The sequence below is a fragment of the Streptomyces tremellae genome (assembly GCF_039540215.1).
GTDB lineage: Bacteria > Actinomycetota > Actinomycetes > Streptomycetales > Streptomycetaceae > Streptomyces > Streptomyces tremellae.
Genome location: NZ_BAABEP010000087.1, coordinates 1 through 21,100, shown reverse-complemented (window position 1 = coordinate 21,100; position 21,100 = coordinate 1). Strand labels below are relative to the sequence as shown.

16 protein-coding genes and 2 pseudogenes are annotated in these 21,100 nt (G+C 73.0%); 11 read left to right on the top strand and 7 right to left on the bottom strand.

Annotation, left to right across the window (positions count from 1 at the left end):
- Positions 1 to 192: 192 nt before the first annotated feature.
- Positions 193 to 1,194: a 4-hydroxy-3-methylbut-2-enyl diphosphate reductase gene (locus ABEA77_RS31630; protein WP_345655271.1), complete on the bottom strand. Its 1,002-nt coding sequence runs from the start codon at positions 1,192 to 1,194 to the stop codon at positions 193 to 195.
- A gap of 105 nt (positions 1,195 to 1,299) precedes the next feature.
- Here ABEA77_RS31630 and xseA point away from each other — a divergent pair, with 105 nt between their 5' ends.
- Positions 1,300 to 2,505, top strand: a complete 1,206-nt coding sequence (xseA, locus tag ABEA77_RS31625; RefSeq protein WP_345655269.1) for an exodeoxyribonuclease VII large subunit — start codon at positions 1,300 to 1,302, stop codon at positions 2,503 to 2,505.
- Positions 2,506 to 2,763: 258 nt separating this feature from the next.
- Here the strand turns inward: xseA and ABEA77_RS31620 are convergent, their stop codons facing one another.
- A complete protein-coding gene (locus tag ABEA77_RS31620) occupies positions 2,764 to 3,006 on the bottom strand; it encodes an exodeoxyribonuclease VII small subunit (protein WP_345655267.1) in 243 nt (80 codons plus the stop codon).
- A gap of 29 nt (positions 3,007 to 3,035) precedes the next feature.
- Positions 3,036 to 3,545, bottom strand: a complete 510-nt coding sequence (locus ABEA77_RS31615; protein WP_345655275.1) for a DUF4245 domain-containing protein — start codon at positions 3,543 to 3,545, stop codon at positions 3,036 to 3,038.
- 557 nt (positions 3,546 to 4,102) lie between these two features.
- Here ABEA77_RS31615 and glpX point away from each other — a divergent pair.
- A complete protein-coding gene (glpX, locus tag ABEA77_RS31610) occupies positions 4,103 to 5,134 on the top strand; it encodes a class II fructose-bisphosphatase (protein ID WP_345655265.1) in 1,032 nt (343 codons plus the stop codon).
- Positions 5,135 to 5,261: 127 nt separating this feature from the next.
- Here the strand turns inward: glpX and ABEA77_RS31605 are convergent, their stop codons facing one another.
- Positions 5,262 to 5,645, bottom strand: coding sequence for a WhiB family transcriptional regulator (locus ABEA77_RS31605; RefSeq protein WP_345655263.1), 384 nt, complete (start codon positions 5,643 to 5,645; stop codon positions 5,262 to 5,264).
- Between the two features lie 231 nt (positions 5,646 to 5,876).
- The gene (locus ABEA77_RS31600) at positions 5,877 to 6,557 is read right to left on the bottom strand and encodes a DUF1707 SHOCT-like domain-containing protein (protein WP_345655261.1); all 681 of its coding nucleotides are present in this window, start codon (positions 6,555 to 6,557) and stop codon (positions 5,877 to 5,879) included.
- A gap of 226 nt (positions 6,558 to 6,783) precedes the next feature.
- Between ABEA77_RS31600 and ABEA77_RS31595 the strand changes: the two genes are divergently transcribed.
- The 5 genes from ABEA77_RS31595 (at position 6,784) to ABEA77_RS31575 (ending at position 14,531) form a co-directional block, all read left to right on the top strand.
- Positions 6,784 to 8,448, top strand: coding sequence for a fumarate hydratase (locus ABEA77_RS31595; protein ID WP_345655259.1), 1,665 nt, complete (start codon positions 6,784 to 6,786; stop codon positions 8,446 to 8,448).
- Positions 8,449 to 8,561: 113 nt separating this feature from the next.
- Complete coding sequence (locus ABEA77_RS31590; RefSeq protein ID WP_345655258.1) at positions 8,562 to 9,983, top strand: class II fumarate hydratase; 1,422 nt, start codon at positions 8,562 to 8,564, stop codon at positions 9,981 to 9,983.
- A gap of 9 nt (positions 9,984 to 9,992) precedes the next feature.
- Positions 9,993 to 10,679, top strand: coding sequence for a cytidylyl-2-hydroxypropylphosphonate hydrolase (fomD, locus tag ABEA77_RS31585; protein WP_345655256.1), 687 nt, complete (start codon positions 9,993 to 9,995; stop codon positions 10,677 to 10,679).
- 253 nt (positions 10,680 to 10,932) lie between these two features.
- Complete coding sequence (locus ABEA77_RS31580) at positions 10,933 to 12,825, top strand: ATP-binding SpoIIE family protein phosphatase (RefSeq protein WP_345655254.1); 1,893 nt, start codon at positions 10,933 to 10,935, stop codon at positions 12,823 to 12,825.
- A 242-nt stretch (positions 12,826 to 13,067) separates the two neighbouring features.
- Positions 13,068 to 14,531 carry a catalase gene (locus ABEA77_RS31575; protein WP_345655252.1) on the top strand — a complete coding sequence of 488 codons (1,464 nt, stop codon included), beginning with the start codon at positions 13,068 to 13,070 and terminating at the stop codon, positions 14,529 to 14,531.
- Between the two features lie 83 nt (positions 14,532 to 14,614).
- Here the strand turns inward: ABEA77_RS31575 and ABEA77_RS31570 are convergent, their stop codons facing one another.
- A complete protein-coding gene (locus ABEA77_RS31570) occupies positions 14,615 to 16,945 on the bottom strand; it encodes a transglycosylase domain-containing protein (RefSeq protein ID WP_345655250.1) in 2,331 nt (776 codons plus the stop codon).
- 394 nt (positions 16,946 to 17,339) lie between these two features.
- Here ABEA77_RS31570 and ABEA77_RS31565 point away from each other — a divergent pair, with 394 nt between their 5' ends.
- From ABEA77_RS31565 to ABEA77_RS31550, 4 genes and pseudogenes are all read left to right on the top strand, one after another.
- Entirely contained in the window at positions 17,340 to 18,233 is an 894-nt protein-coding gene (locus ABEA77_RS31565) for an SPFH domain-containing protein (RefSeq protein ID WP_345655273.1), read from the top strand.
- Positions 18,230 to 18,478, top strand: a pseudogene (locus ABEA77_RS31560) (type II toxin-antitoxin system antitoxin); the annotation flags it as partial. The gene ABEA77_RS31565 and the pseudogene ABEA77_RS31560, both read left to right, overlap by 4 nt.
- A 576-nt stretch (positions 18,479 to 19,054) precedes the next feature.
- The gene (locus ABEA77_RS31555) at positions 19,055 to 19,579 is read left to right on the top strand and encodes a PadR family transcriptional regulator (RefSeq protein ID WP_345655248.1); all 525 of its coding nucleotides are present in this window, start codon (positions 19,055 to 19,057) and stop codon (positions 19,577 to 19,579) included.
- Positions 19,576 to 20,064 (top strand): annotated as a pseudogene (locus tag ABEA77_RS31550) (ABC transporter ATP-binding protein); the annotation flags it as partial. The gene ABEA77_RS31555 and the pseudogene ABEA77_RS31550, both read left to right, overlap by 4 nt.
- Positions 20,065 to 20,192: 128 nt before the next feature.
- Here ABEA77_RS31550 and ABEA77_RS31545 read toward each other — a convergent pair.
- Positions 20,193 to 21,023, bottom strand: coding sequence for a hypothetical protein (locus ABEA77_RS31545; RefSeq protein WP_345655246.1), 831 nt, complete (start codon positions 21,021 to 21,023; stop codon positions 20,193 to 20,195).
- Positions 21,024 to 21,100: the final 77 nt, after the last annotated feature.

The window sequence follows — 21,100 nt, the reverse complement described above, 5'->3', positions numbered from 1 at the left end:
CCAACTCCGAAGGCCGGGCGCCCCATTGCGGGGCCACCAAGAAGGTAATGGGGGGCGCGGGCTGCGGGGCGCGGGCTGCGGGGCACCCCCGTCCCGGCCCGCGCCCCGCCGGGCGCCCCGGGACGCCCGGCAACCCTGCGGCGGGGCGCGGCCCTGAGGTGCCCGGCGACCCTGGGGCGGCGCGCGGCGGCGTCAGGACGCGCCGAGCTCCGCCCGCAGGTCCCTGCGCAGTTCCTTCGGCAGGGAGAAGGTGATCGACTCCTCGGCCGCCTTCACGATCTCCACGTCCTCGAACCCGCGCTCCGACAGCCACGCGAGGACGCCCTCGACCAGCACGTCGGGCACGGAGGCGCCCGAGGTGAGGCCGACCGTCGTGACCCCGTCGAGCCACGCCTCCTCGATCTCCTCCGCGCCGTCCACGAGGTGCGCGGCGCGCGCGCCCGCGCCGAGGGCGACCTCGACCAGGCGCACCGAGTTGGAGGAGTTCTTCGAGCCGACGACGATGACCAGGTCCGCGGCTGCGCCCATCTGTTTGACGGCGATCTGACGGTTCTGCGTCGCGTAGCAGATGTCGTCGCTCGGCGGCGAGACCAGCGCGGGGAACTTCTCCTTCAGCCGGTCGACCGTCTCCATCGTCTCGTCCACGGAGAGCGTGGTCTGCGACAGCCAGACGATCTTCGACTCGTCGCGCACCTCGACGTCGGCGACGTCGTCGGGGCCGTCCACGATCGTGATGTGCTCCGGCGCCTCGCCCGAGGTCCCGATGACTTCCTCGTGGCCCTCGTGGCCGATCAGGAGGATGTCGTAGTCCTCCTTCGCGTACCGCACGGCCTCGCGGTGCACCTTGGTGACGAGGGGGCAGGTCGCGTCGATCGTGGCGAGATTGCGGGCGGCGGCCTCCTCGTGCACGACGGGGGCGACGCCGTGCGCCGAGAACATGACGATCGAGCCCTCGGGGACCTCGGCCGTCTCCTCGACGAAGATGGCGCCCTTCTTCTCCAGGGTCTTCACCACGTACTTGTTGTGGACGATCTCGTGCCGGACGTAGATCGGGGCGCCGTACTGCTCCAGGGCCTTCTCCACGGCGATCACGGCGCGGTCCACGCCCGCGCAGTACCCGCGGGGGGAGGCGAGCAGGACACGCTTTCCGGCGGACGGCGCGGGCTGGTCGGGCGTTGCAGTCATGCGGCCCATCGTACGGGGGACGCCGGCGCGCGCGGGAGCGCCGTCCGCCCCCGGTGTCGGGGCCCGCGGGCGCGCGGCACCGCGGTGTCGGAGGCGGCCGATACGCTCGCGGACATGGCACTGACGACTTCCCCGGAGGCACCGCTGCCCGTCGGCGAGGTGTCGCGGCTCATCGGCGGGTGGATCGACCGGCTCGGCGCGGTCTGGGTGGAGGGGCAGATCACCCAGATCTCCCGCAGGCCGGGCGCCGGGGTGGTCTTCCTGACGCTGCGCGACCCGTCGTACGACATCTCGGTGGGCGTGACGTGCTACCGCCAGGTGTTCGACGCCATCGCGGACGTGGTGTCGGAGGGGGCGCGCGTGCTGGTGCACGCGAAGCCCGAGTGGTACGCGCCGCGCGGCCAGCTGTCGCTGCGCGCGGCGGAGATCCGCCCCGTCGGCATGGGCGAGCTGCTGGTCAGGCTCGAACAGCTGCGCAAGTCGCTGGCGGCCGAGGGCTTGTTCGCGGCGGAGCGCAAGCGGCGGCTGCCGTTCCTGCCGCAGCTCATCGGGCTGGTGTGCGGGCGGGCTTCGGCGGCCGAGCGCGACGTGCTGGAGAACGCGCGGCGCCGGTGGCCCGCGGTCCGCTTCGAGGTGCGCAACACGGCCGTGCAGGGGGTGAACGCGGTCGCTCAGGTGGTGGAGGCCGTGCGGGAGCTCGACGCGCTGGACGAGGTGGACGTCATCGTGGTGGCACGCGGCGGCGGCAGCGTGGAGGACCTGCTGCCGTTCTCGGACGAGCAGCTGATCAGGACGGTCGCCGCGTGCCGTACGCCGGTGGTGTCGGCGATCGGCCACGAGCCGGACTCGCCGCTGCTCGACCTGGTCGCCGACGTGCGCGCGTCGACGCCGACGGACGCGGCGAAGCGGATCGTGCCGGACGTCGGCGAGGAGCTGGAGCGGGTGCGCGTCCTGCGGGAGCGTGCGCTGCGCTCGGTGCGGGCACTGGTGGAGCGCGAGGAGCGCGGGCTCGCGCACGCGCTGGCCCGGCCGGTGATGGAGCGGCCGCGGCGGATGGTGGACGAGCGGGAGGCGGAGGTCACCGCGCTCGCCGACCGGGGCCGCCGGGTGCTGCGGCACCTCCTGGACCGCGCGGACTCCGAGCTGTCGCACACGCTCGCCCGTGTGGTGGCGCTCTCCCCCGCGGCGACGCTCGACCGGGGCTACGCGGTCCTGCAGCGTGAGGACGGCGCGGTGGTCCGCTCACCGGGGCAGGTCACGGCGGGAGAACCCCTGCGCGCCCGGGTGGCGGAGGGCGAGTTCCCCGTACGCCCCGACTGACCCCGGACCGCGCGCGTTACGCCGAAGCACGGGGGCACGGGGGGGGCTTGGGCCCCCGCGGCCGGGCGCGCGCCGGGGGAGTCCGCGCCTCGGGCGTGCGACCGCGCGGGGCGTGGGTCGCCGGCCCGGGGCGGGCACGAGGAACCGGGGGCCGTGGGGTGCGGGGCGCCTGCCCGGGGGCGTACGGGCGCGGTAGGGGGACCCGTCAGGGGCGGGCGGCGCTGCCGGACGGGCGTTGCGGTCCGGGGACGGGCCCGGTCAGTCCTCTGTGGGGGTGTCCGTGGCCAGGGCGGCGTCGAGGCGCTCGCGGGCGCCGTCCAGCCAGTGGCGGCAGACCTTGGCCAGCTCCTCGCCGCGCTCCCAGAGGGCCAGCGACTCCTCAAGGCTCGTGCCGCCCGCCTCCAGCCTGCGCACGACCTCGATCAGCTCGTCCCGCGCCTGCTCGTAGCCGAGCGCGCTCGTGGGCTGCGCGACTTCCTCACCCGTCTCCGTCTTGGCCATGCCCCCACCTTAGGGTCGGGCACCGACAGTCAGGCCTTCGTCCCGGCGAAGTCCAGCGCGGCGGCCATGGCGGTGAGGTCCTGCTGCGACGCGGTGCCCGTCACGACGGTCGTCGCACCGCCCTCGGTACTGACGAGCGCGTCGTAGTGGCCGCCGGTCCAGCGCTGCCAGCGCCGGCCCGCGATCTCCTGGGTCCTGCCGGTGTTCCTGGCGTTCTGGCTGACGTCGGCGACGTAGCCCTTCGCGGGCGAGGTCGACTGCTCGACCGCCACGTACTCGCCGTGCGGGTCGAGGAAGCCGAGGTGCCACGCGTGGCCGTCGCTCCCGTCGTACGTGACGGACGTGGGCTTCCACGTCTTCGGCAGGCCGGTCGGCGCGGCCACCGGGTAGGGGGCGGCGCGGCGGGCGGTGAGGAGTTCGACGCGGTAGTCGACGCGCTTGACCGCGCTGCCGCCCTTGTCGTCGTGCGGGATGAAGAGGGTGTAGATCACGGCCACCGCGGCGCCAATGACAAGGAGCGAGAGGATCATGCCCCGCACGGTCCTGTTGCGCTGCCGAGAGCCGCCGGCCGCGGCCGGTGCCGCCGTTCCCGGGGCCGGGGTGGCGCCGCGGGCCGGGCCGTCGCCGGCTGCGGCTCCCGCGTCATCGGCGCCGTGGGCCCTGCCCGCACCGGCACCCGCACCCGGAGCTGCCGCGCCCTCGTCCGCTCCGGACACCCTCCGACCGCCCGGGGCCGAGCCGCCCGCGTCGGCCGCGCCCGCCGGGGCTGACGCGGCGGCCCCCGCGTCCGAGGCCCCCGCGTCCGAGGTCCCCGAGCCGGAGGCCCCCGCGTCGGAGGGGCCCACGGGGGCGCCGCCCTCCGGTGCCGCCGTGTCCGCCGTGCTCGCGCCGTGCTGTTCTTCGCCTGCCACGCCCCATATGGTCGCACCCGTACCGCGCGCTCATCCGTGGGGCCCACTGCTCAATCTGGCGTACTACCGATAGAGTCGGATCATCCGCTCTCCGTACAGGGCGGGCAGGGCCGTCGCCCCGATCCGCCGACCGGCACAGCGGAGCCGGCAGGTTCCGCAGAGCAGCAAGAAAGGTGCGCGCTCCGATGACAGACCATCACCTGCCGCCACCGCTCGACGTGGCGCCCGAGGCGCCCGACCGCAACCTCGCCCTCGAACTCGTGCGCGTCACCGAGGCGGCCGCGATGGCCGCCGGGCGCTGGGTGGGCCGCGGGGACAAGAACGGCGCGGACGGCGCGGCCGTCAACGCCATGCGGACCCTGGTCTCCACCGTCTCGATGAACGGCGTCGTGGTGATCGGCGAGGGCGAGAAGGACGAGGCGCCCATGCTGTTCAACGGCGAACACATCGGCGACGGCACCGGGCCCGAGGTCGACATCGCGGTGGACCCGATCGACGGCACCACGCTCAACGCGAAGGGCATGCCCAACGCGATCGCCGTGCTCGCGGCGGCCGACCGGGGCACGATGTTCGACCCGTCCGCGGTCTTCTACATGGACAAGCTGGTGACCGGCCCCGAGGCCGCGGACTTCGTGGACATCAACGCCCCGGTGTCCGTGAACATCCGCCGGGTCGCGCGCGCCAAGCACTCCTCCCCGGACGACGTCACCGTGGTCGTGCTCGACCGCCCGCGGCACGACGGCATCGTCAAGGAGATCCGCGAGACGGGCGCGCGGATCAAGTTCATCTCGGACGGCGACGTGGCCGGCTCGATCATGGCCGTACGGGAGGGCACGGGCGTCGACCTGCTCATGGGCATCGGCGGCACGCCCGAGGGCATCATCACGGCCTGCGCGATGAAGTGCCTCGGCGGCGTCATCCAGGGCAAGCTGTGGCCGAAGGACGACGAGGAGCGGCGGCGCGCGCTCGACGCGGGCCACGACCTCGACCGGGTACTGACCACGGACGACCTCGTCGGCGGCGAGAACGTGTTCTTCGTGGCCACCGGCATCACCGACGGCGAGCTGCTGCGCGGCGTGCGCTACCGCTCGGAGACCGCGACCACCCAGTCGCTGGTGATGCGCTCGAAGTCCGGCACGATCCGGCAGATCGACTCGACCCACCGGCTCTCGAAGCTGCGGGCGTACAGCGCCATCGACTTCGACCGCGCCAAGTAACCCGCGCCGGGCAACCCGACGCCGGACAGGAGTCCGCGCGCGGCACCGAGCCACTGCGGTGACATGCGGGAGGTGCCCCCGTGTGCGGCGGGGGCACCTCCCGTACCCGCGAAGAGTGCGGCCGGGCTCAGCCGGCCGCGGCTATGCGGCCCGACGAGGCGGCGCTCGTCGCGGCCTTGCGCAGCTCCACCTCGCGCCGCCTGCGGCGGGCGAGGACGACGCGGCGCTCGGCCGCGGTGAGACCGCCCCAGACGCCGTACGGCTCGGGCTGGACCAGTGCGTGCTCCCGGCACTCCACCATCACGGGGCAGCGGGCGCAGACCCGCTTCGCGGCCTCCTCACGCGACAGCCTCGCGGCCGTCGGCTCCTTGGAGGGGGCGAAGAACAGTCCGGCCTCGTCCCGACGGCACACAGCCTCCGAGTGCCACGGGCCCGCCTGATCCTCGCGCCTCGGGGTGTGCTGGGGCAAAGCGGCGGCGGCCTGTAGTGGCTTCTGCGGCAGATGCAGCACGGTCTACTCCTGACGACGGCTTCGCGAGCGAGAGACGATGCAGGGGTCCCTACCCGCTGTACGCACGCCTATGCACTGCGTGGCCCGCGGTTCGCACCACCGAACGCCGTCCCGAATACGGGACGCCGGGGGCCGAGTCGGGGCAAGTACGGGCAGGGCCACGGCAGATGGCACCCCGCAGGGCGCGGCGCCCGGGGCCATTGCCACCGCGAAACCGGCGGGGCGCCTGGCTCAGCCCAGGTGCTTGCGGAGGCGGTCGCGCAGGTCCGTGATGACCTTGCCGCGCTTGGGTTTGGCCTCGACGTTGCCGAAGACCGCGAAGCCGTTGACGATCACCACGGGGGCGTCGGGGTCGGGGCCCTCCAGCGTCCGCACCTCGAAGCTGCCGAAGACCCCGGTCCCGTTGCCGCGCAGCGAGATGTTCTCCGGCACGCGCACCTCGACGTTGCCGAAGACCGAGGTCGCGTTGATCACGGTCTCGCGCTGCGCGAACAGCGCCTCGGTCAGGTCGATCTCGATGTTGCCGAAGAGGCTGAACGCGTTGGTGCGCGGGCCGATGCGCCACCGCCCCTTGCGGACGTTGGAGCTGAAGACGGCGACCAGGCTGTCGGCGGGGGCACCCGCGCCCTCCTGCCCGTACCCGTACGCGGCCCGGGGTTCGGGGCCGGCGGCGGCGCGCGGCGCGGCGTTCGCCCCGGCGGGCAGGTCCCCGACCAGCGGCTCCAGCTCGCCGACCGTCTTGGCACGGTAGACCGCGTCGACGCGCTCGCTGTGCTCGTCCGCGTCGAGGCGGCCCTCGGCCAGGGCGTCCCTGAGGATGTCGGCGACCCTGTCCCGGTCGGCGTCGGAGGCGCGGATCGCTCCGGGCGCGACGGGCGCCGCGGGCTTCTTGGGGTGCTTTTCGAGGTCCACGCGGCCAGACTAGCGAAACGCGATAGATCGCGACCAGGGGCTGTCGCGAGCCGGCGAGCCGGACCCGGGGGCCGATACGGCCCGCTCCCCCCTGGGCCGCGCCCCGCACCGGCCGCGCACAGGTGAGCGTCACCTCACACAGGCGGTGTCCGCGCCGGGTCCTACGCTTAGGAGGCTGCCGAAGACGAGGGCAGCCGCGGCCCGTCGAGTGAGGAATGGCCCCAAAATGCCTGAGTTTGCGTACTCCGATCTGCTGCCCACCGGTGAGGACACCACGCCGTACCGGCTGGTGACCGCCGAGGGAGTCTCCACCTTCGAGGCCGGCGGTCGTACGTTCCTCACGGTGGAGCCCGAGGCGCTGCGCACCCTCGCCGCCGAGGCCATGCACGACATCTCGCACTACCTGCGCCCCGCGCACCTGGCGCAGCTGCGCCGCATCGTGGACGACCCGGAGGCGTCGTCGAACGACAAGTTCGTCGCGCTGGACCTGCTGAAGAACGCGAACATCGCCGCTGCGGGCGTCCTGCCGATGTGCCAGGACACCGGCACGGCCATCGTGATGGGCAAGCGCGGCCAGCACGTCCTCACGCGGGGCGGGGACGAGGAGGCCCTCTCCCGCGGCATCTTCGACGCCTACACCAGGCTCAACCTGCGCTACTCGCAGATGGCGCCGCTCACCATGTGGGAGGAGAAGAACACCGGCTCGAACCTGCCCGCGCAGGTCGAGCTGTACGCGACGGACGGCGGCGCGTACAAGTTCCTCTTCATGGCGAAGGGCGGCGGCAGCGCCAACAAGTCGTTCCTGTTCCAGGAGACGAAGGCGATCCTCAACGAGTCCGCCATGATGACGTTCCTTGAGGAGAAGATCCGTTCGCTGGGCACGGCCGCGTGCCCGCCGTACCACCTGGCGATCGTCGTCGGCGGCACGTCGGCGGAGTTCGCGCTGAAGACGGCGAAGTACGCCTCGGCGCACTACCTGGACGGGCTGCCGGCCGAGGGCTCCCCCACCGGGCACGGCTTCCGCGACAAGGATCTTGAGGAGCGGGTCTTCGAGCTGACGCAGAAGATCGGCATCGGCGCGCAGTTCGGCGGCAAGTACTTCTGCCACGACGTGCGGGTGGTGCGGCTGCCGCGGCACGGCGCGTCCCTGCCGGTCGCGATCGCCGTGTCCTGCTCCGCCGACCGCCAGGCCGTCGCGAAGATCACCGCCGAGGGCGTCTTCCTGGAGCAGCTGGAGACGGACCCCGCGCGGTTCCTGCCGGAGACCACCGACGAGCACCTGTCCGAGGGCGACGTGGTGAAGGTCGACCTGAACCGCCCGATGGACGACATCCTCGCCGAGCTGACCAAGTACCCGGTCAAGACGCGGCTCTCGCTGACCGGCCCGCTGGTGGTGGCGCGTGACATCGCGCACGCGAAGATCAAGGAGCGGCTCGACGCGGGCGAGGAGATGCCGCAGTACCTGCGCGACCACCCGGTCTACTACGCGGGCCCCGCGAAGACCCCGTCAGGCTACGCGTCGGGCTCCTTCGGGCCGACGACCGCGGGCCGGATGGACAGCTATGTGGCGCAGTTCCAGGCGGCCGGCGGCTCGAAGGTGATGCTCGCGAAGGGCAACCGCTCGAAACAGGTGACCGACGCGTGCGCCGCGCACGGCGGCTTCTACCTGGGCTCGATCGGCGGGCCCGCCGCGCGGCTCGCGCAGGACTGCATCAAGAAGGTCGAGGTCGTCGAGTACGAGGAGCTGGGCATGGAGGCGGTCTGGCGGATCGAGGTGGAGGACTTCCCCGCGTTCATCGTCGTGGACGACAAGGGCAACGACTTCTTCACCGAGCCCGCCGCCGAACCGACCTTCACCACGATCCCGGTGCGCGGCCCCGGCCTCGCCTGACCGCGGGACATCCGGCGGCGCCGGGGACCGCCGCCGGGCGGGTTGTGACATGCGTCCCTCGGGGAACACATCGGCGCGGACCCGCGCTGACCCGTTCAGGAGGTACACCCACGATGACGACCGACCCGACCGGCGGCCCCGGCGCCGACCCCGCCGCCTTCCGCACCGAGCACGACTCGATGGGCGAGGTGCGGGTGCCCGCCGAGGCCAAGTGGCGCGCGCAGACGCAGCGCGCCGTGGAGAACTTCCCGATCTCGGGGCAGCACCTGGAGCGCGCGCACATCCAGGCCCTGGCGCAGATCAAGGCGGCGGCAGCGAAGGTCAACGCCGAGCTCGGCGTGGTGGACCGGGACGTCGCGGACGCGATCAGGTCGGCCGCTGACGAGGTCGCCGAGGGCCGGTGGGACGCGCACTTCCCCGTCGACGTCTTCCAGACGGGTTCCGGCACGTCGTCGAACATGAACACCAACGAGGTGCTCGCGACCCTCGCGACGGAGCGCCTCGGCCGCCCGGTCCATCCGAACGACCACGTCAACGCCTCGCAGTCGTCCAACGACGTGTTCCCCTCGTCCATCCACGTGGCCGCGACCGCGGCCGTCACCCGCGACCTGGTCCCGGCCCTCGACCACCTGGCGAGGGCGCTCGAACGCAAGAGCGCCGAGTTCGCCGGGGTCGTCAAGTCGGGCCGTACGCATCTGATGGACGCCACCCCGGTGACCCTCGGTCAGGAGTTCGGCGGGTACGCCGCGCAGGTGCGGTACGCGGTCGAGCGGCTCGCCGCCTCGCTGCCCCGGCTCGCGGAGCTGCCGCTCGGCGGCACGGCCGTCGGCACCGGCATCAACACCCCGCCCGGTTTCTCCGCCGCGGTCATCGCCGAGGTCGCCGCGGTCACCGGGCTGCCGCTGACGGAGGCACGCGACCACTTCGAGGCACAGGGCGCGCGGGACGGCCTGGTCGAGGCCTCGGGGCAGCTGCGCACGCTCGCCGTCTCCCTCACGAAGATCGCCAACGATCTGCGCTGGATGTCGTCGGGCCCGCGCACCGGCCTCGCCGAGATCCGGCTGCCCGACCTCCAGCCGGGTTCCTCGATCATGCCGGGGAAGGTCAACCCGGTGATCCCCGAGGCCGTCCTCCAAGTGGCCGCCCAGGTCGTCGGGAACGACGCGACGATCGCGACGGCCGGCGCGGCCGGCAACTTCGAGCTCAACGTGATGCTTCCGGTGATCGCGAAGAACATGCTGGAGTCGGTGCGGCTGCTGGCGAACGTGGTGCGGCTGCTCGCGGACCGCACGGTCGACGGGATCGAGGCCAACGTCGAACGGGCCCGCGCCTACGCGGAGTCGTCGCCGTCCGTGGTGACCCCGCTGAACAAGTACATCGGGTACGAGGAGGCGGCGAAGGTCGCCAAGAAGTCGCTCGCCGAGGAGAAGACGATCAGGGAGGTCGTCCTGGAGTCGGGGTACGTCGAGCGGGGCGACCTGACGCGGGAACAGCTCGACGAGGCGCTCGACGTGCTGCGCATGACACGCCCGTAAGATCTGCGCATGAAGGACACGGAATGCGCGGCGGACGGCACGGAGCGCTGGGCGCCGGGCACGCAGATCCTGTGGCGCTACCGGGAGAACGGCGGCGACGCCATCCACATCTGCCGTCCCGTGACGGTCGTGCGCGACGACGCGGAGCTGCTCGCGCTGTGGCTCGCCCCGGGCACGGTCTGCGTGCGGCCGGCCCTGGCCGACGGCCGGCTGCCGTACGAGGAGCCGCTGGCGACGCGCTACACCGCGCCGCGCACGGTGCGGCTCTCGCCGTGGACGGGGCCCGGCATCCTCTCCTTGGCCCGCCCGGGGCAGCCCTGGTCGGTGTGGCTGTGGTGGGACGAGAGCTGGCGCTTCAAGAGCTGGTACGTCAATCTGGAGAGCCCGCACTCCCGGTGGGCGCGCGGAGTCGACTCCGAAGACCACTTCCTGGACATCGACGTCTACCCCGACAGGACCTGGCGGTGGCGGGACGAGGACGAGTTCGCGCAGGCGCGGCAGGACGGACTGATGGATGCGGACCAGGCCGGGCAGGTGGAGGCGGCGGGGCGCGACGCCCTCGCCTCGGTCGTCGCGTGGGACGCGCCGTTCCGCGACGGCTGGGAGGACTGGCGGCCCGACCCGGCCTGGCAGGTGCCCGAACTCCCGGACGACTGGGGCCGGGTCGGATCGGCGCACCGAGTACCGTCGGCGTGAGACCCTTGGCCATGCCACAGGCTTGGACCGTAGGATCGTCGTCCGGATCATGGGGCCCGACGGGTGGTCCCGGTGCACGAACTGACTGCGAGTCATACACAGCGGACGTGAGCAAGCCGAGCAGCACGACGAGGGGGAGGCGGGACATGCGCACCAGCGGACGTGCGGCCGTCGCACGCGCCCTCCCCGCCGGAGCCGCCGCCCCAGGGCCGGCGGCCGCGCACCATCGGCCCGGACGGACGGAATTCCACGCGTGACGGAGCACCCCACCTCCCACGAAGGCCGGCAGCCCCTGGCTGCGGGGCCGCAGGAACGCAGCAGGCCGCGGCCGGGCGAGGGCGGGCCGGCCGTGGCGCCGCCGCGGTCCGGGCTCGACCCCTCGGTCGGGGCCAGGCGCGAGGGCGACATGCTGCGGTTCGTGGGCGCAGCGACGCGCAGGATCGCGCGCGGCATGGACCTGGACGAGATCGTGCTCGGGCTGTGCAGGGCCACGGTGCCGACGTTCGCCGACGCGATACTCGTCTATCTGCGTGACCCGCTGCCGGTCGGCGACGAACGCCCGGTCTCCCCGTTCGTGCTGCGGTTGCGCCGCACGGACCGGCTGCGCCTTTCGGGTGAAGATCTGGAGTCGCTGAACGGCATCCCCTCCCGGCTGCCCGGTGGTCCCGCCGCGCCCGCCGTGCCCGCCACGAGTGCGCTGCTGCTCGACCCGGCGAGCGATGTGCTGCCCGCCGCCGAGCTGTGCGAGGTGCGCCTCGGCGGCGCGCTCGGCGAGGTGCTGCGGGGCGTGCGGCCCGTCTTCGGCGACGCGGCCACGGCCCAGGCGGCGCTGCCCGAGCTGCTGGGCGAGGACCGGCTGCTGCCGACGGGGCACCGGGTGATCCTGGCACCGCTGCGCGGCCGCAGGCGGGTGATCGGCGCCGCGGTCTTCCTGCGCAGGCCCGAGCGGGCCGCCTTCGACCCGAACGACCTGCTGGTCGCCGGGCAGCTCGCCACCCACACGGCCCTCGGCATCGACAAGGCCATGCTGTACGGGCGCGAGGCGTACATCGCGGACGAGCTCCAGCGCACCATGCTGCCGGAGAACCTGCCGCAGCCCACGGGTGTGCGGCTCGCCTCGCGCTATCTGCCCGCGGCGGAGACCGCGCGGGTCGGCGGCGACTGGTACGACGCGATCCCGCTCCCCGGCAGCCGGGTGGCGCTGGTCGTCGGCGACGTGATGGGGCACTCCATGACGTCGGCGGCGGTGATGGGCCAGTTCCGCACGACGGCGCAGACCCTCGCGGGCCTCGACCTGCCGCCGCAGGAGGTGCTGCACCACCTGGACGAGCAGGCGCAGCGGCTCGGCACGGACCGCATGGCGACCTGCATGTACGTGGTGTACGACCCGGTGTCGCACCGGATCACCATCGCGAACGCGGGCCATCCGCCGCCGATACTGCTCCACCAGGGCGGGCGCGCCGAGGTGCTGAAAGTGCCGCCGGGCGCCCCGATCGGGGTGGGCGGGGTCGACTTCGAGGCGGTGGAGCTGGACGCGCCCTCGGGCGCGACGCTGCTGCTGTACACGGACGGCCTGGTCGAGTCGCGGCTGCGGGACGTGTGGACCGGTATCGAGCAGCTGCGGGAGCGCCTGGAGGCGGCCTCGCGGCTCACCGGGCCCGACCACGCGCCGCCTCTTGAGGCGCTCTGCGACGACGTGCTCGACGTGCTGGGCCCCGGCGACCGCGACGACGACATCGCGCTGCTCGCGGCCCGCTTCGACGGGATCGCGCCGAGCGATGTCGCCTACTGGTTCCTTGAGCCCGAGCACGCGGCGCCTGGGCGGGCCAGGCGGCTGGCCCGCAAGGCGCTCTCGCGCTGGGGCCTCGACGAGCTGAGCGACTCGGTGGAGCTGCTGATCAGCGAGGTCGTGACCAATGCCGTGCGGTACGCGGAGCGGCCGGTGACGCTGCGGCTGCTGCGCACGGACGTGCTGCGCTGCGAGGTGGGCGACGACTCGCCGCAGCTGCCGAGGCAGCGGCGGGCCAGGGACACGGACGAGGGCGGCCGCGGCCTGTTCCTCGTCAACCGTTTGGCCCGCAGGTGGGGCGCGACCCGGCTCGGCAGCGGCAAGGTGGTGTGGTTCGAGATCCCCACGGGGGTGTGAGGACCCTCCCGCCGCCCGGTGTCCTGACGGGCGGGCCCCCGCGCCGCCTCATGGACGGGTGACAGAACTGGATGCCGTCCAAATGTTGCCGAAGGGGTGTTGTAGGAGTTCACTGGGGCACGCGGGACGTGTGCCCGCCGGGGCCCCGTGAAGGCCGGGTCCCGGGGGTGGGACACATGTCCACAGTCAACCCGGGGCGGTCCCCGGACCCCCGGGCCTTCTTGCTTGCGGGAGGCCACACCGTGACAGAGTCAACGCCGAAGGCGCCGTTCACCACCAACAACGTCGGTATCCCGGTGGAGAGCGACGAGCATTCGCTCACCGTGGGCCGCGACGGCCCGATCCTGCTCCAGGACCACTACGCCATCGAGAAGATGGCCCAGTTCAACCGGGAGCGGGTGCCGGAGCGCGTGGTGCACGCCAAGGGTTCGGGCGCCTACGGCTTCTTCGAAGTGACCAACGACGTCAGCCAGTTCACCAAGGCCGACCTGTTCCAGCCGGGGAAGCGGACGGAGATGCTGGCACGCTTCTCCACGGTCGCGGGCGAGCAGGGCTCCCCCGACACCTGGCGCGACCCGCGCGGTTTCGCGCTGAAGTTCTACACCGAGCACGGCAACTACGACCTGGTCGGCAACAACACCCCGGTCTTCTTCGTGCGCGACACGATCAAGTTCCAGGACTTCATCCACAGCCAGAAGCGGCACCCGGCGACCGGGCTGCGCAGCAACGACATGCAGTGGGACTTCTGGACGCTCTCTCCCGAGTCCGCCCACCAGGTCACCTGGCTGATGGGGGACCGCGGCATCCCGAAGACGTACCGGCACATGAACGGCTACGGCTCCCACACGTACATGTGGATCAACGGCGCCGGTGAGCGGTTCTGGGTGAAGTACCACTTCAAGACGGACCAGGGCATCGACTTCCTCACCCAGGAGGAGGCCGACGAGCTGGCGGGCCACGACGCGGACAAGCACCGCAGGGACCTGTACGAGTCGATCGAGTCGGGCAACGCGCCGAGCTGGTCGCTCAAGGTCCAGATCATGCCGTTCGAGGACGCGGCGGACTACCGCTTCAACCCGTTCGACCTGACCAAGGTGTGGCCCCACTCGGACTACCCGCTGATCGACGTGGGGCGGATGGTCCTCGACCGCAACCCCGAGGACTTCTTCATCCACATCGAGCAGGCGGCGTTCGAGCCGTCCAACATGGTGCCCGGCATCGGGCCCTCACCCGACAAGATGCTGCTGGGCCGGCTGTTCTCGTACCCGGACACCCACCGGTACCGGATCGGCGCCAACTACACGCAGCTGCCGCCCAACCGGCCGCACGCGCCCGTCAACTCGTACAGCAGGGACGGCTCCATGCGGTACACGGCCTCCAAGGCGTCGATGCCGTACGCGCCCAACTCGTACGGCGGCCCCGCGGCGGACTTCGGCCGCTTCGGCGACCCGGCGAGCTGGGCCGCGGCGGGCGAGCTGGTGCGCGAGGCGTACAGCCTGCACCGCGAGGACGACGACTTCGGCCAGCCCGGCACGATGGTCCGCACCGTCCTCGACGACGCGGCCCGCGACCGGCTGGTGTCGAACGTCTCGGGCCACCTGCTCCAGGGCGTCTCGAAGCCGGTGCTCGAACGGGCCGTGCAGTACTGGCGCAACATCGACAAGAACGTGGGCGACCGGATCGCGAAGAAGGTCAACGGCGGCTGACGGCCCCACGTGCCGAGGGCCCCGGCGGGCGCGCGCTGAGCGCGCCGGCCGGGGCCCTCGCCGTCGGTGCGGAGTGCCCGCGGTCAGGGTGAGAAGAAACCGTCGTCGCGGCCCGCGGCGCCGCCCGGCTGGGCGGGCGGGGACAGCGGCGGGACCGGCGGTGAGGAGTCACCGCCCGGCGGCTCCTCGCTGGACGGCGGGGACTGCCCGTCGTCCGGCGCGGAACTGGACGGCGGCGCAGGCGAGGACGACGAGGGCGAGGGCGGCGGCGAGCTCGACTGCGAGGGCGAAGGGGAGGTGCTCGGCGAGGTGCTCGGCGACGAGGAGGGCGACAGGGTCGGGGACGGCGCGACCGCCGCGCCCTGGTCGGTGTCGAGGTCGAACCTGCCGGCGGCGCCGTGCACCGTGTCGGCGCCCGACATGTACTCGCCCCAGATCTGCGCCGGGTAGCCGCCGCCGTTGACGCGGCCGCCCTGCGCGACGAGCCCGCCGGTGCCGGTCAGCGGCACGTGGCCGTACTGCGGGTACTTCTTGCCCTCGACGCTCTCCGCCTTGGCCGCCTCGCCGAACAGGCCGACGGAGGTGACCATGTCGGGGGTGAAGCCGGTGAACCACGCGGAGACGTCGTCGTCCGAGGTGCCGGTCTTGCCCGCGACCTGGAAGTTCTTGTTGCGGACGATGGATCCTGTGCCCTGGTCGACCACGCCGGTGAGCACCGAGGTGACCGAGTCCGCGGTGTCTCGGGTGAGGACCCGCCCGCCGACCGGGTCGGGCAGCGCGATCGAACGGCCCTGGTCCTCGGCCGACTTGAGGACCGCGGGGGTGACGAGCCTGCCGTGGTTGTCGAAGGTCGCGTAGACGCCCGCCATCTGGAGCGGGCTCGCGCCCATGGTGCCGAGGGTCTGCGACGGGTACGGCTGCTGGTCCTTCATGTCCATGCCGAGCTTGGCGCCGGTCCTCAGCACGTCGGACATGCCGACGTCGACGCCCATCTGCGCGAAGACCGAGTTGACCGAGTCGTCCATCGCCTTCTGGACGGTGATCGGACCGTAGTTCGCGTGGCCCTCGTTGGTCGGCGCGAACGCGATGCTGCTGCCCTTGACCGGTCGGCCGCTGGTGCCGTCATAGATCGTGCTCGCGTCGATCGGCTTGCCGTCCTGCGTATGGGCGCCCTTCTCCAGGGCGGTGGCGAAGATGACCGGCTTGAACGTCGACGCGGGCTGGTAGTCCTCGCGCGTCGCGTTGCTCGTCGCGTGGGTCGTGTAGTCCTTGCCGCCGTACAGGGCGAGCACCCGGCCGGTCCTCGGGTCGACGGAGACCGCGCCCGCCTGGGCGTCCGCGTCGCGCGGCCGCTCCTTCGGTTCGAGCTTGGAGGTCAGCTGGGCCTTGACCGCCTTCTCCAGCCTCGCCTCCTTCTTGCGGTCGACGTTGAGCGTGATCGTCCAGCCGCCCGCGGCGACCCTGGCCTGCGCGTCGGACGCCGACGCGCCCTCCGCCTCAAGGCGGTTCTCCAGCTCGCGGTCGGCCGCGTCGACGAGATAGCCGGTCTGGCCGCCGAGCCCGGCCTGCGGCCGCGGCTTGATCGGTACGGGGAACTTCATGGCGGCCCTGTCCTGCTCGGACAGCCAGTGCATGGAGACCATGTTCTTCAGGACGTTGGCCCAGCGCTGGGTCACCAGCTTCTTGCCCGTGGGCGTGGCGACGGCCCAGTCGTACTGGCTCGGCGCCTGGAGCAGCGCGGCGAGGTAGGCGCCCTGGTCGACGGTGAGGCGGGAGGCGTCGACGCCGTAGTACGCCTGGGCCGCGGCCTGGATGCCGTAGGCGTTGCGGCCGTAGTAGCTGGTGTTCATGTACCCGGCCAGGATGTCGCCCTTGGACTTGTTGCGGTCCACCTTGAGCGAGATCACAAGCTCCTTGAGCTTGCGGGTCGCCGTCTGGTCCTGGTTCAGGTAGTAGTTCTTCACGTACTGCTGGGTGATGGTCGAGCCGCCCTGCCTGCCGTGGCCGGTGACGGTGCTCAGCAGGGCGCGCGCGGTGCCTTTGAAGTCGACGCCGGAGTCCTTGTAGAACGTCTTGTTCTCCAGCGCGACGAACGTGTGCTGCACGCCCTTGGGGACCTGGTCGAGGCCGACGATCTCGCGGTTGACCGCGCCGGTCCTCGCGAGCACCGTGCCGTCGCTGTAGCGGTAGACGTTGCTCTGGCGCTGGGCGTCGGCGTTCGCGGCCGGCACCGGGACGGACATGTAGAGGAAGAGGAAGGCGCCGATCGCGACGACGGCTGCGCCGAGGACCGCGCCCAGGATCTTCTTCCAGGTGAAGAGGCGGCCTATGCCGCGTTTCCTCCCCTTGCGGTCCCGGCGGCCGGCGCGGCGGGCCGCCTGCTGCCGGGCGCGCCGCTCATCAGCTCGGCCCATCGCTCTGTCGCTCCGCTCTCAGGTCTCGGTCCCGGTGATCCGTGTCGGGGCCCCCATCGCAGGAATCGGCTCGCACTCTCCGCAAACCAGCTCAGAAAGCTAACACCGCGGACTGCGGCGCAAGGCCGCAGATCAGGGGCACGGGGACGTGAGAAGAACCACCCGTCCCGACGGGAACCGACGCATTTCCCCGCCGGAAGGTTGCCGCATAGGGTAATCTGATAGCACTTTGATAGGGGTCGCGAGGGCGGCACCACCACGGGTGCGCGAGGGCGCGCCCGCGAAGGGACGGGGTGACGAGATGGCTTCCACCAGCGGAAAACCGAGTGACGAACAGGGCGACCCGCCGGACGCGGGGACCCGGGGGACGCCTGGCGGGCCCGAGGTGCCGACGATGCCCGCGCCCCGGGTCGCGGAGGTCGCGGCACACAGCATCAGCGGCGGGCTGGCGCTGCTGCTCGGCCTCGTCGGGCTCGTCGTGGGGATCGCGCTGCTCGTGGTCGCGGCGGCGAGTTCGGGCGACGCCGTCAAGGGCGCGCTCATCCCCGTCGGGATCGCCGTGATCGTCGCCGCGTTCTTCGCGATGCGCGGGCTGAACATGGTGGCGCCGGGCGAGGCGCGGGTGGTCCAGCTGTTCGGCCGCTACCGGGGCACGATCCGCACGGACGGGCTGCGCTGGGTGAACCCGCTGACGACGCGGCGCCGCGTCTCCACCCGGGTGCGGAACCACGAGACGCCCGTGCTCAAGGTCAACGACGCCTACGGCAACCCGATCGAGCTGGCGGCGGTCGTGGTGTGGAAGGTGCGGGACACCGCGCAGGCGACCTTCGAGGTGGACGACTTCTTGGAGTTCGTCTCCACGCAGACCGAGGCGGCGGTGCGGCACATCGCCATCGAGTACCCGTACGACGCGCACGACGAGAACGGGCTGTCCCTGCGGGGCAACGCGGAGGAGATCACCCAGCGGCTGGTGACCGAGCTGTCGGCGCGGGTGCGCGCGGCGGGCGTGGAGATCGTCGAGTCCCGCTTCACGCACCTCGCGTACGCGCCGGAGATCGCCTCGGCGATGCTCCAGCGCCAGCAGGCGGGCGCGGTCGTCGCGGCCAGGCGGGAGATCGTGGACGGCGCGGTCGGCATGGTGGAGGCCGCGCTGCGCAGGCTGCGTCAGGAGGACATCGTCGATCTCGACGAGGAGCGGCAGGCGGCGATGGTGTCGAACCTGCTCGTGGTGCTCTGCGGCGACCGCGCGGCCCAGCCCGTCGTGAACACGGGCACGCTGTACCAGTGACGGAGGGCAGCCCCCGCAGGGGCGGCGAGCGCAAGCAGGTGCTGCTGCGGCTCGACCCGGCGGTGTACGACGCGCTGGCCCGCTGGGCCTCCGACGAACTGCGCAGCGCCAACGCGCAGATCGAGTACCTGCTGCGCCGCGCTCTCGCGGAGGCGGGCCGGCTGCCGGGCTCGGCCCGCCCCATTCCCCGCAGGGGGAGGCCGCCGCGCGGCACGGCGGCGGCCGGCCCCGGCCCCGCACCCGAGGCCGGCCCCCGGCCCGGGTCCGAACCCGGGACCGGGCCCGACGCCAGGACCGCGTCCGAGGCCGAGCCCGGCGCGGGGCCCGGCGCAGGGCCGGGAGACGGTCCCGGCCCAGGGCCGGGAGGCAGTGAGGGCACGGGCGGCTGAGAGCCGACGCGGGGCCGGCGGGCCGAGTACGACCCGCCCCGCGGGGGAAGGCCCGCCCCGCAGGGGAAGGCCGCCGTGCGGCAGCGGCCGGGTACGGGCCCGAGGCCGGCGCCAGGACCGTGCCCGTGCCCGTCCCCGGGCTCAGGCCTCCGAGGCCAGATCCGGACCCGGGCACGAGTCCGGGGCCGGACCCGACGGCAGGCCCGGTACAGGACCGAAAGGCAGCGGACCGGGCGCGGGACCGGAAGGCGGACATGGCACGCGAGCAGGGACAGGCCCGACTCGGGACCGGAAGGCGGACACGGCACGCGAGCGGGAGAGGGGCCCGGCGCGGGGCCGGACAGCGGTGAGGGCGCGGGCGGCCACGCGCCGTCGCGATGGGCCCGCGCTGACTATACACGGCATGTATAGCCAGCGCGTAGAGTGCCGCGCATGTCCATCGGTCACACCCTCCTCGGTCTCCTGGAGACCGGTCCGCGCCACGGCTACGACCTCAAGCGGGCCTTCGACGACAAATTCGGCCACGACCGGCCCCTGCACTACGGCCAGGTCTACTCGACCATGTCGAGGCTGCTGAAGAACGGGCTCGTCGAGGTCGACAGCATCGAGTCAGGAGACGGCCCCGAGCGCAAGCGCTACGCCGTCACCGATGCCGGGGTGACCGACGTGCGCGAGTGGCTCGCCACCCCGGAGCGGCCTGAGCCCTACCTCCAGTCGACGCTCTACACGAAGGTCGTCATCGCGCTGCTGACCGGCCGCGACGCCGCCGAACTCCTCGACGTGCAGCGCGCCTCGCACCTGCGGACGATGCGCGAGCTGACCGAGCGCAAGCGCCACGGCGACCTCGCCGACCAGCTCATCTGCGACCACGCCCTCTTTCACCTCGAAGCGGATCTGCGCTGGCTCGAACTGACCACCGCGCGGCTCGACCGGCTCGCCACGGCGGTGCGCCCATGACGGGCCCGCTGCTGACCGCCGTCGACCTGCACAAGTCCTACGGGCCCACGGCCGCGCTCGCCGGGGCGTCGTTCTCCGTCTCGCCCGGCGAGGTCGTCGCCGTGATGGGCCCCTCGGGCTCCGGCAAGTCGACGCTGCTGCACTGCCTCGCCGGGATCGCCGTACCGGACGCCGGCTCGGTCACCTACCGGGGCGGTGAACTGACGGGTCTTTCCGACGCCCGCCGCAGCGCGCTGTGCCGCGGCGACTTCGGCTTCGTCTTCCGGTTCGGCCAGCTGGTGCCCGAGCTGACCTGCGTGGAGAACGTGGCGCTTCCGCTGCGGCTCGGCGGGACCCGCCGCAGGGCCGCGGAGGCCGCGGCCCGCGCGTGGCTCGAACGCCTCGAAGTCGCGGACGTCGCGGGCAAGCGCCCCGGCGAGGTCTCCGGCGGGCAGGGACAGCGCGTCGCGGTGGCGCGCGCCCTCGTCACCTCGCCCCGCGTCCTCACGCGGGGGCGGGCGCGGGCCTGGTGCTCGTCGTGACGCTGGCGAGCCTGCCGCCGCTGTGGCGGATGATGCGGGCGGACGGGCTGCGCACGGAGTGACTGTAGAGGCCCACGGCCCCTGCCGCGGCCCTACTCGGGGGACTTGACGGTCTTCAGCACCGTGCGCAGGTCGTCCGCCATGGCGGGCGCGAGCACGTCCGAGACGAGGTGCGCCGCCACGTACCGCGGCCGCACCGAGGACGGCGCCGCCGGGTGGCCCCGGTAGGAGGAGTAGACGCGCACGGAGAGGGTGAACTCGGCCCTGCCGTCGAGGACCCGCAGCGTGGGCGGCAGGTCCCCCACGCTGTCGGTGACCAGGTAGGCGCGGGTGCCGAGGCCCGGCACCCGCAGCAGGTGCAGGGCGGAGCCGGGCGACTTCGCCTCGGGCAGGGCGTCGAACTCAGGCGCCGGGTCGGTCTTCCTGTGCAGCACGTACCGCAGGTCGACCAGCCCGCGCGTCCCGCCGCGGTCGTCGGGCGCGTCCAGCGGGCTGCCCGCGGGGGCCGGACCGAGGTCGGTCCTGCACACGGCCGAGTCGACGGCCTCCGTCTCGTCGGACGTGGCCTGCGGCATCGAGGGACCGCCGAGCACCTGGGAGAGGGCGGTGAGCGGGGCGTCGAGGCAGAGGTCACGCTCGGGGCCGTAGCCGCCGAGGTCGGGTCCGCCCGAGTGGTACAGGGTCAGGCCGGCGCCCCACAGCACCGATGCGGCGAGCGCGCCCCACAGGCCCCAGGTGACGGCCGTCCTGCGGGGCGTCGGCGGCGGCCTGCCGTCGCCGACGACGACCGGCGGCGGCTCCCCGCCGTCCGGGGCGGCGCCGCCGGGTCCCGGCCGGGCGGCACCGCCGCGCTGGCCCGGGATGCCGGGGGCTGCGGCGGCGCCCGGCCGGCCGTCGTCCTCCAGTTCGGGCTCCGAGATCATCCGGCGCCCTCCCCCGGCCCCCCTTCGCCGTCCTGCGGGCGCTGGTCGTCGCCGCGCTCCCCCGCGGCCGGCTCCAC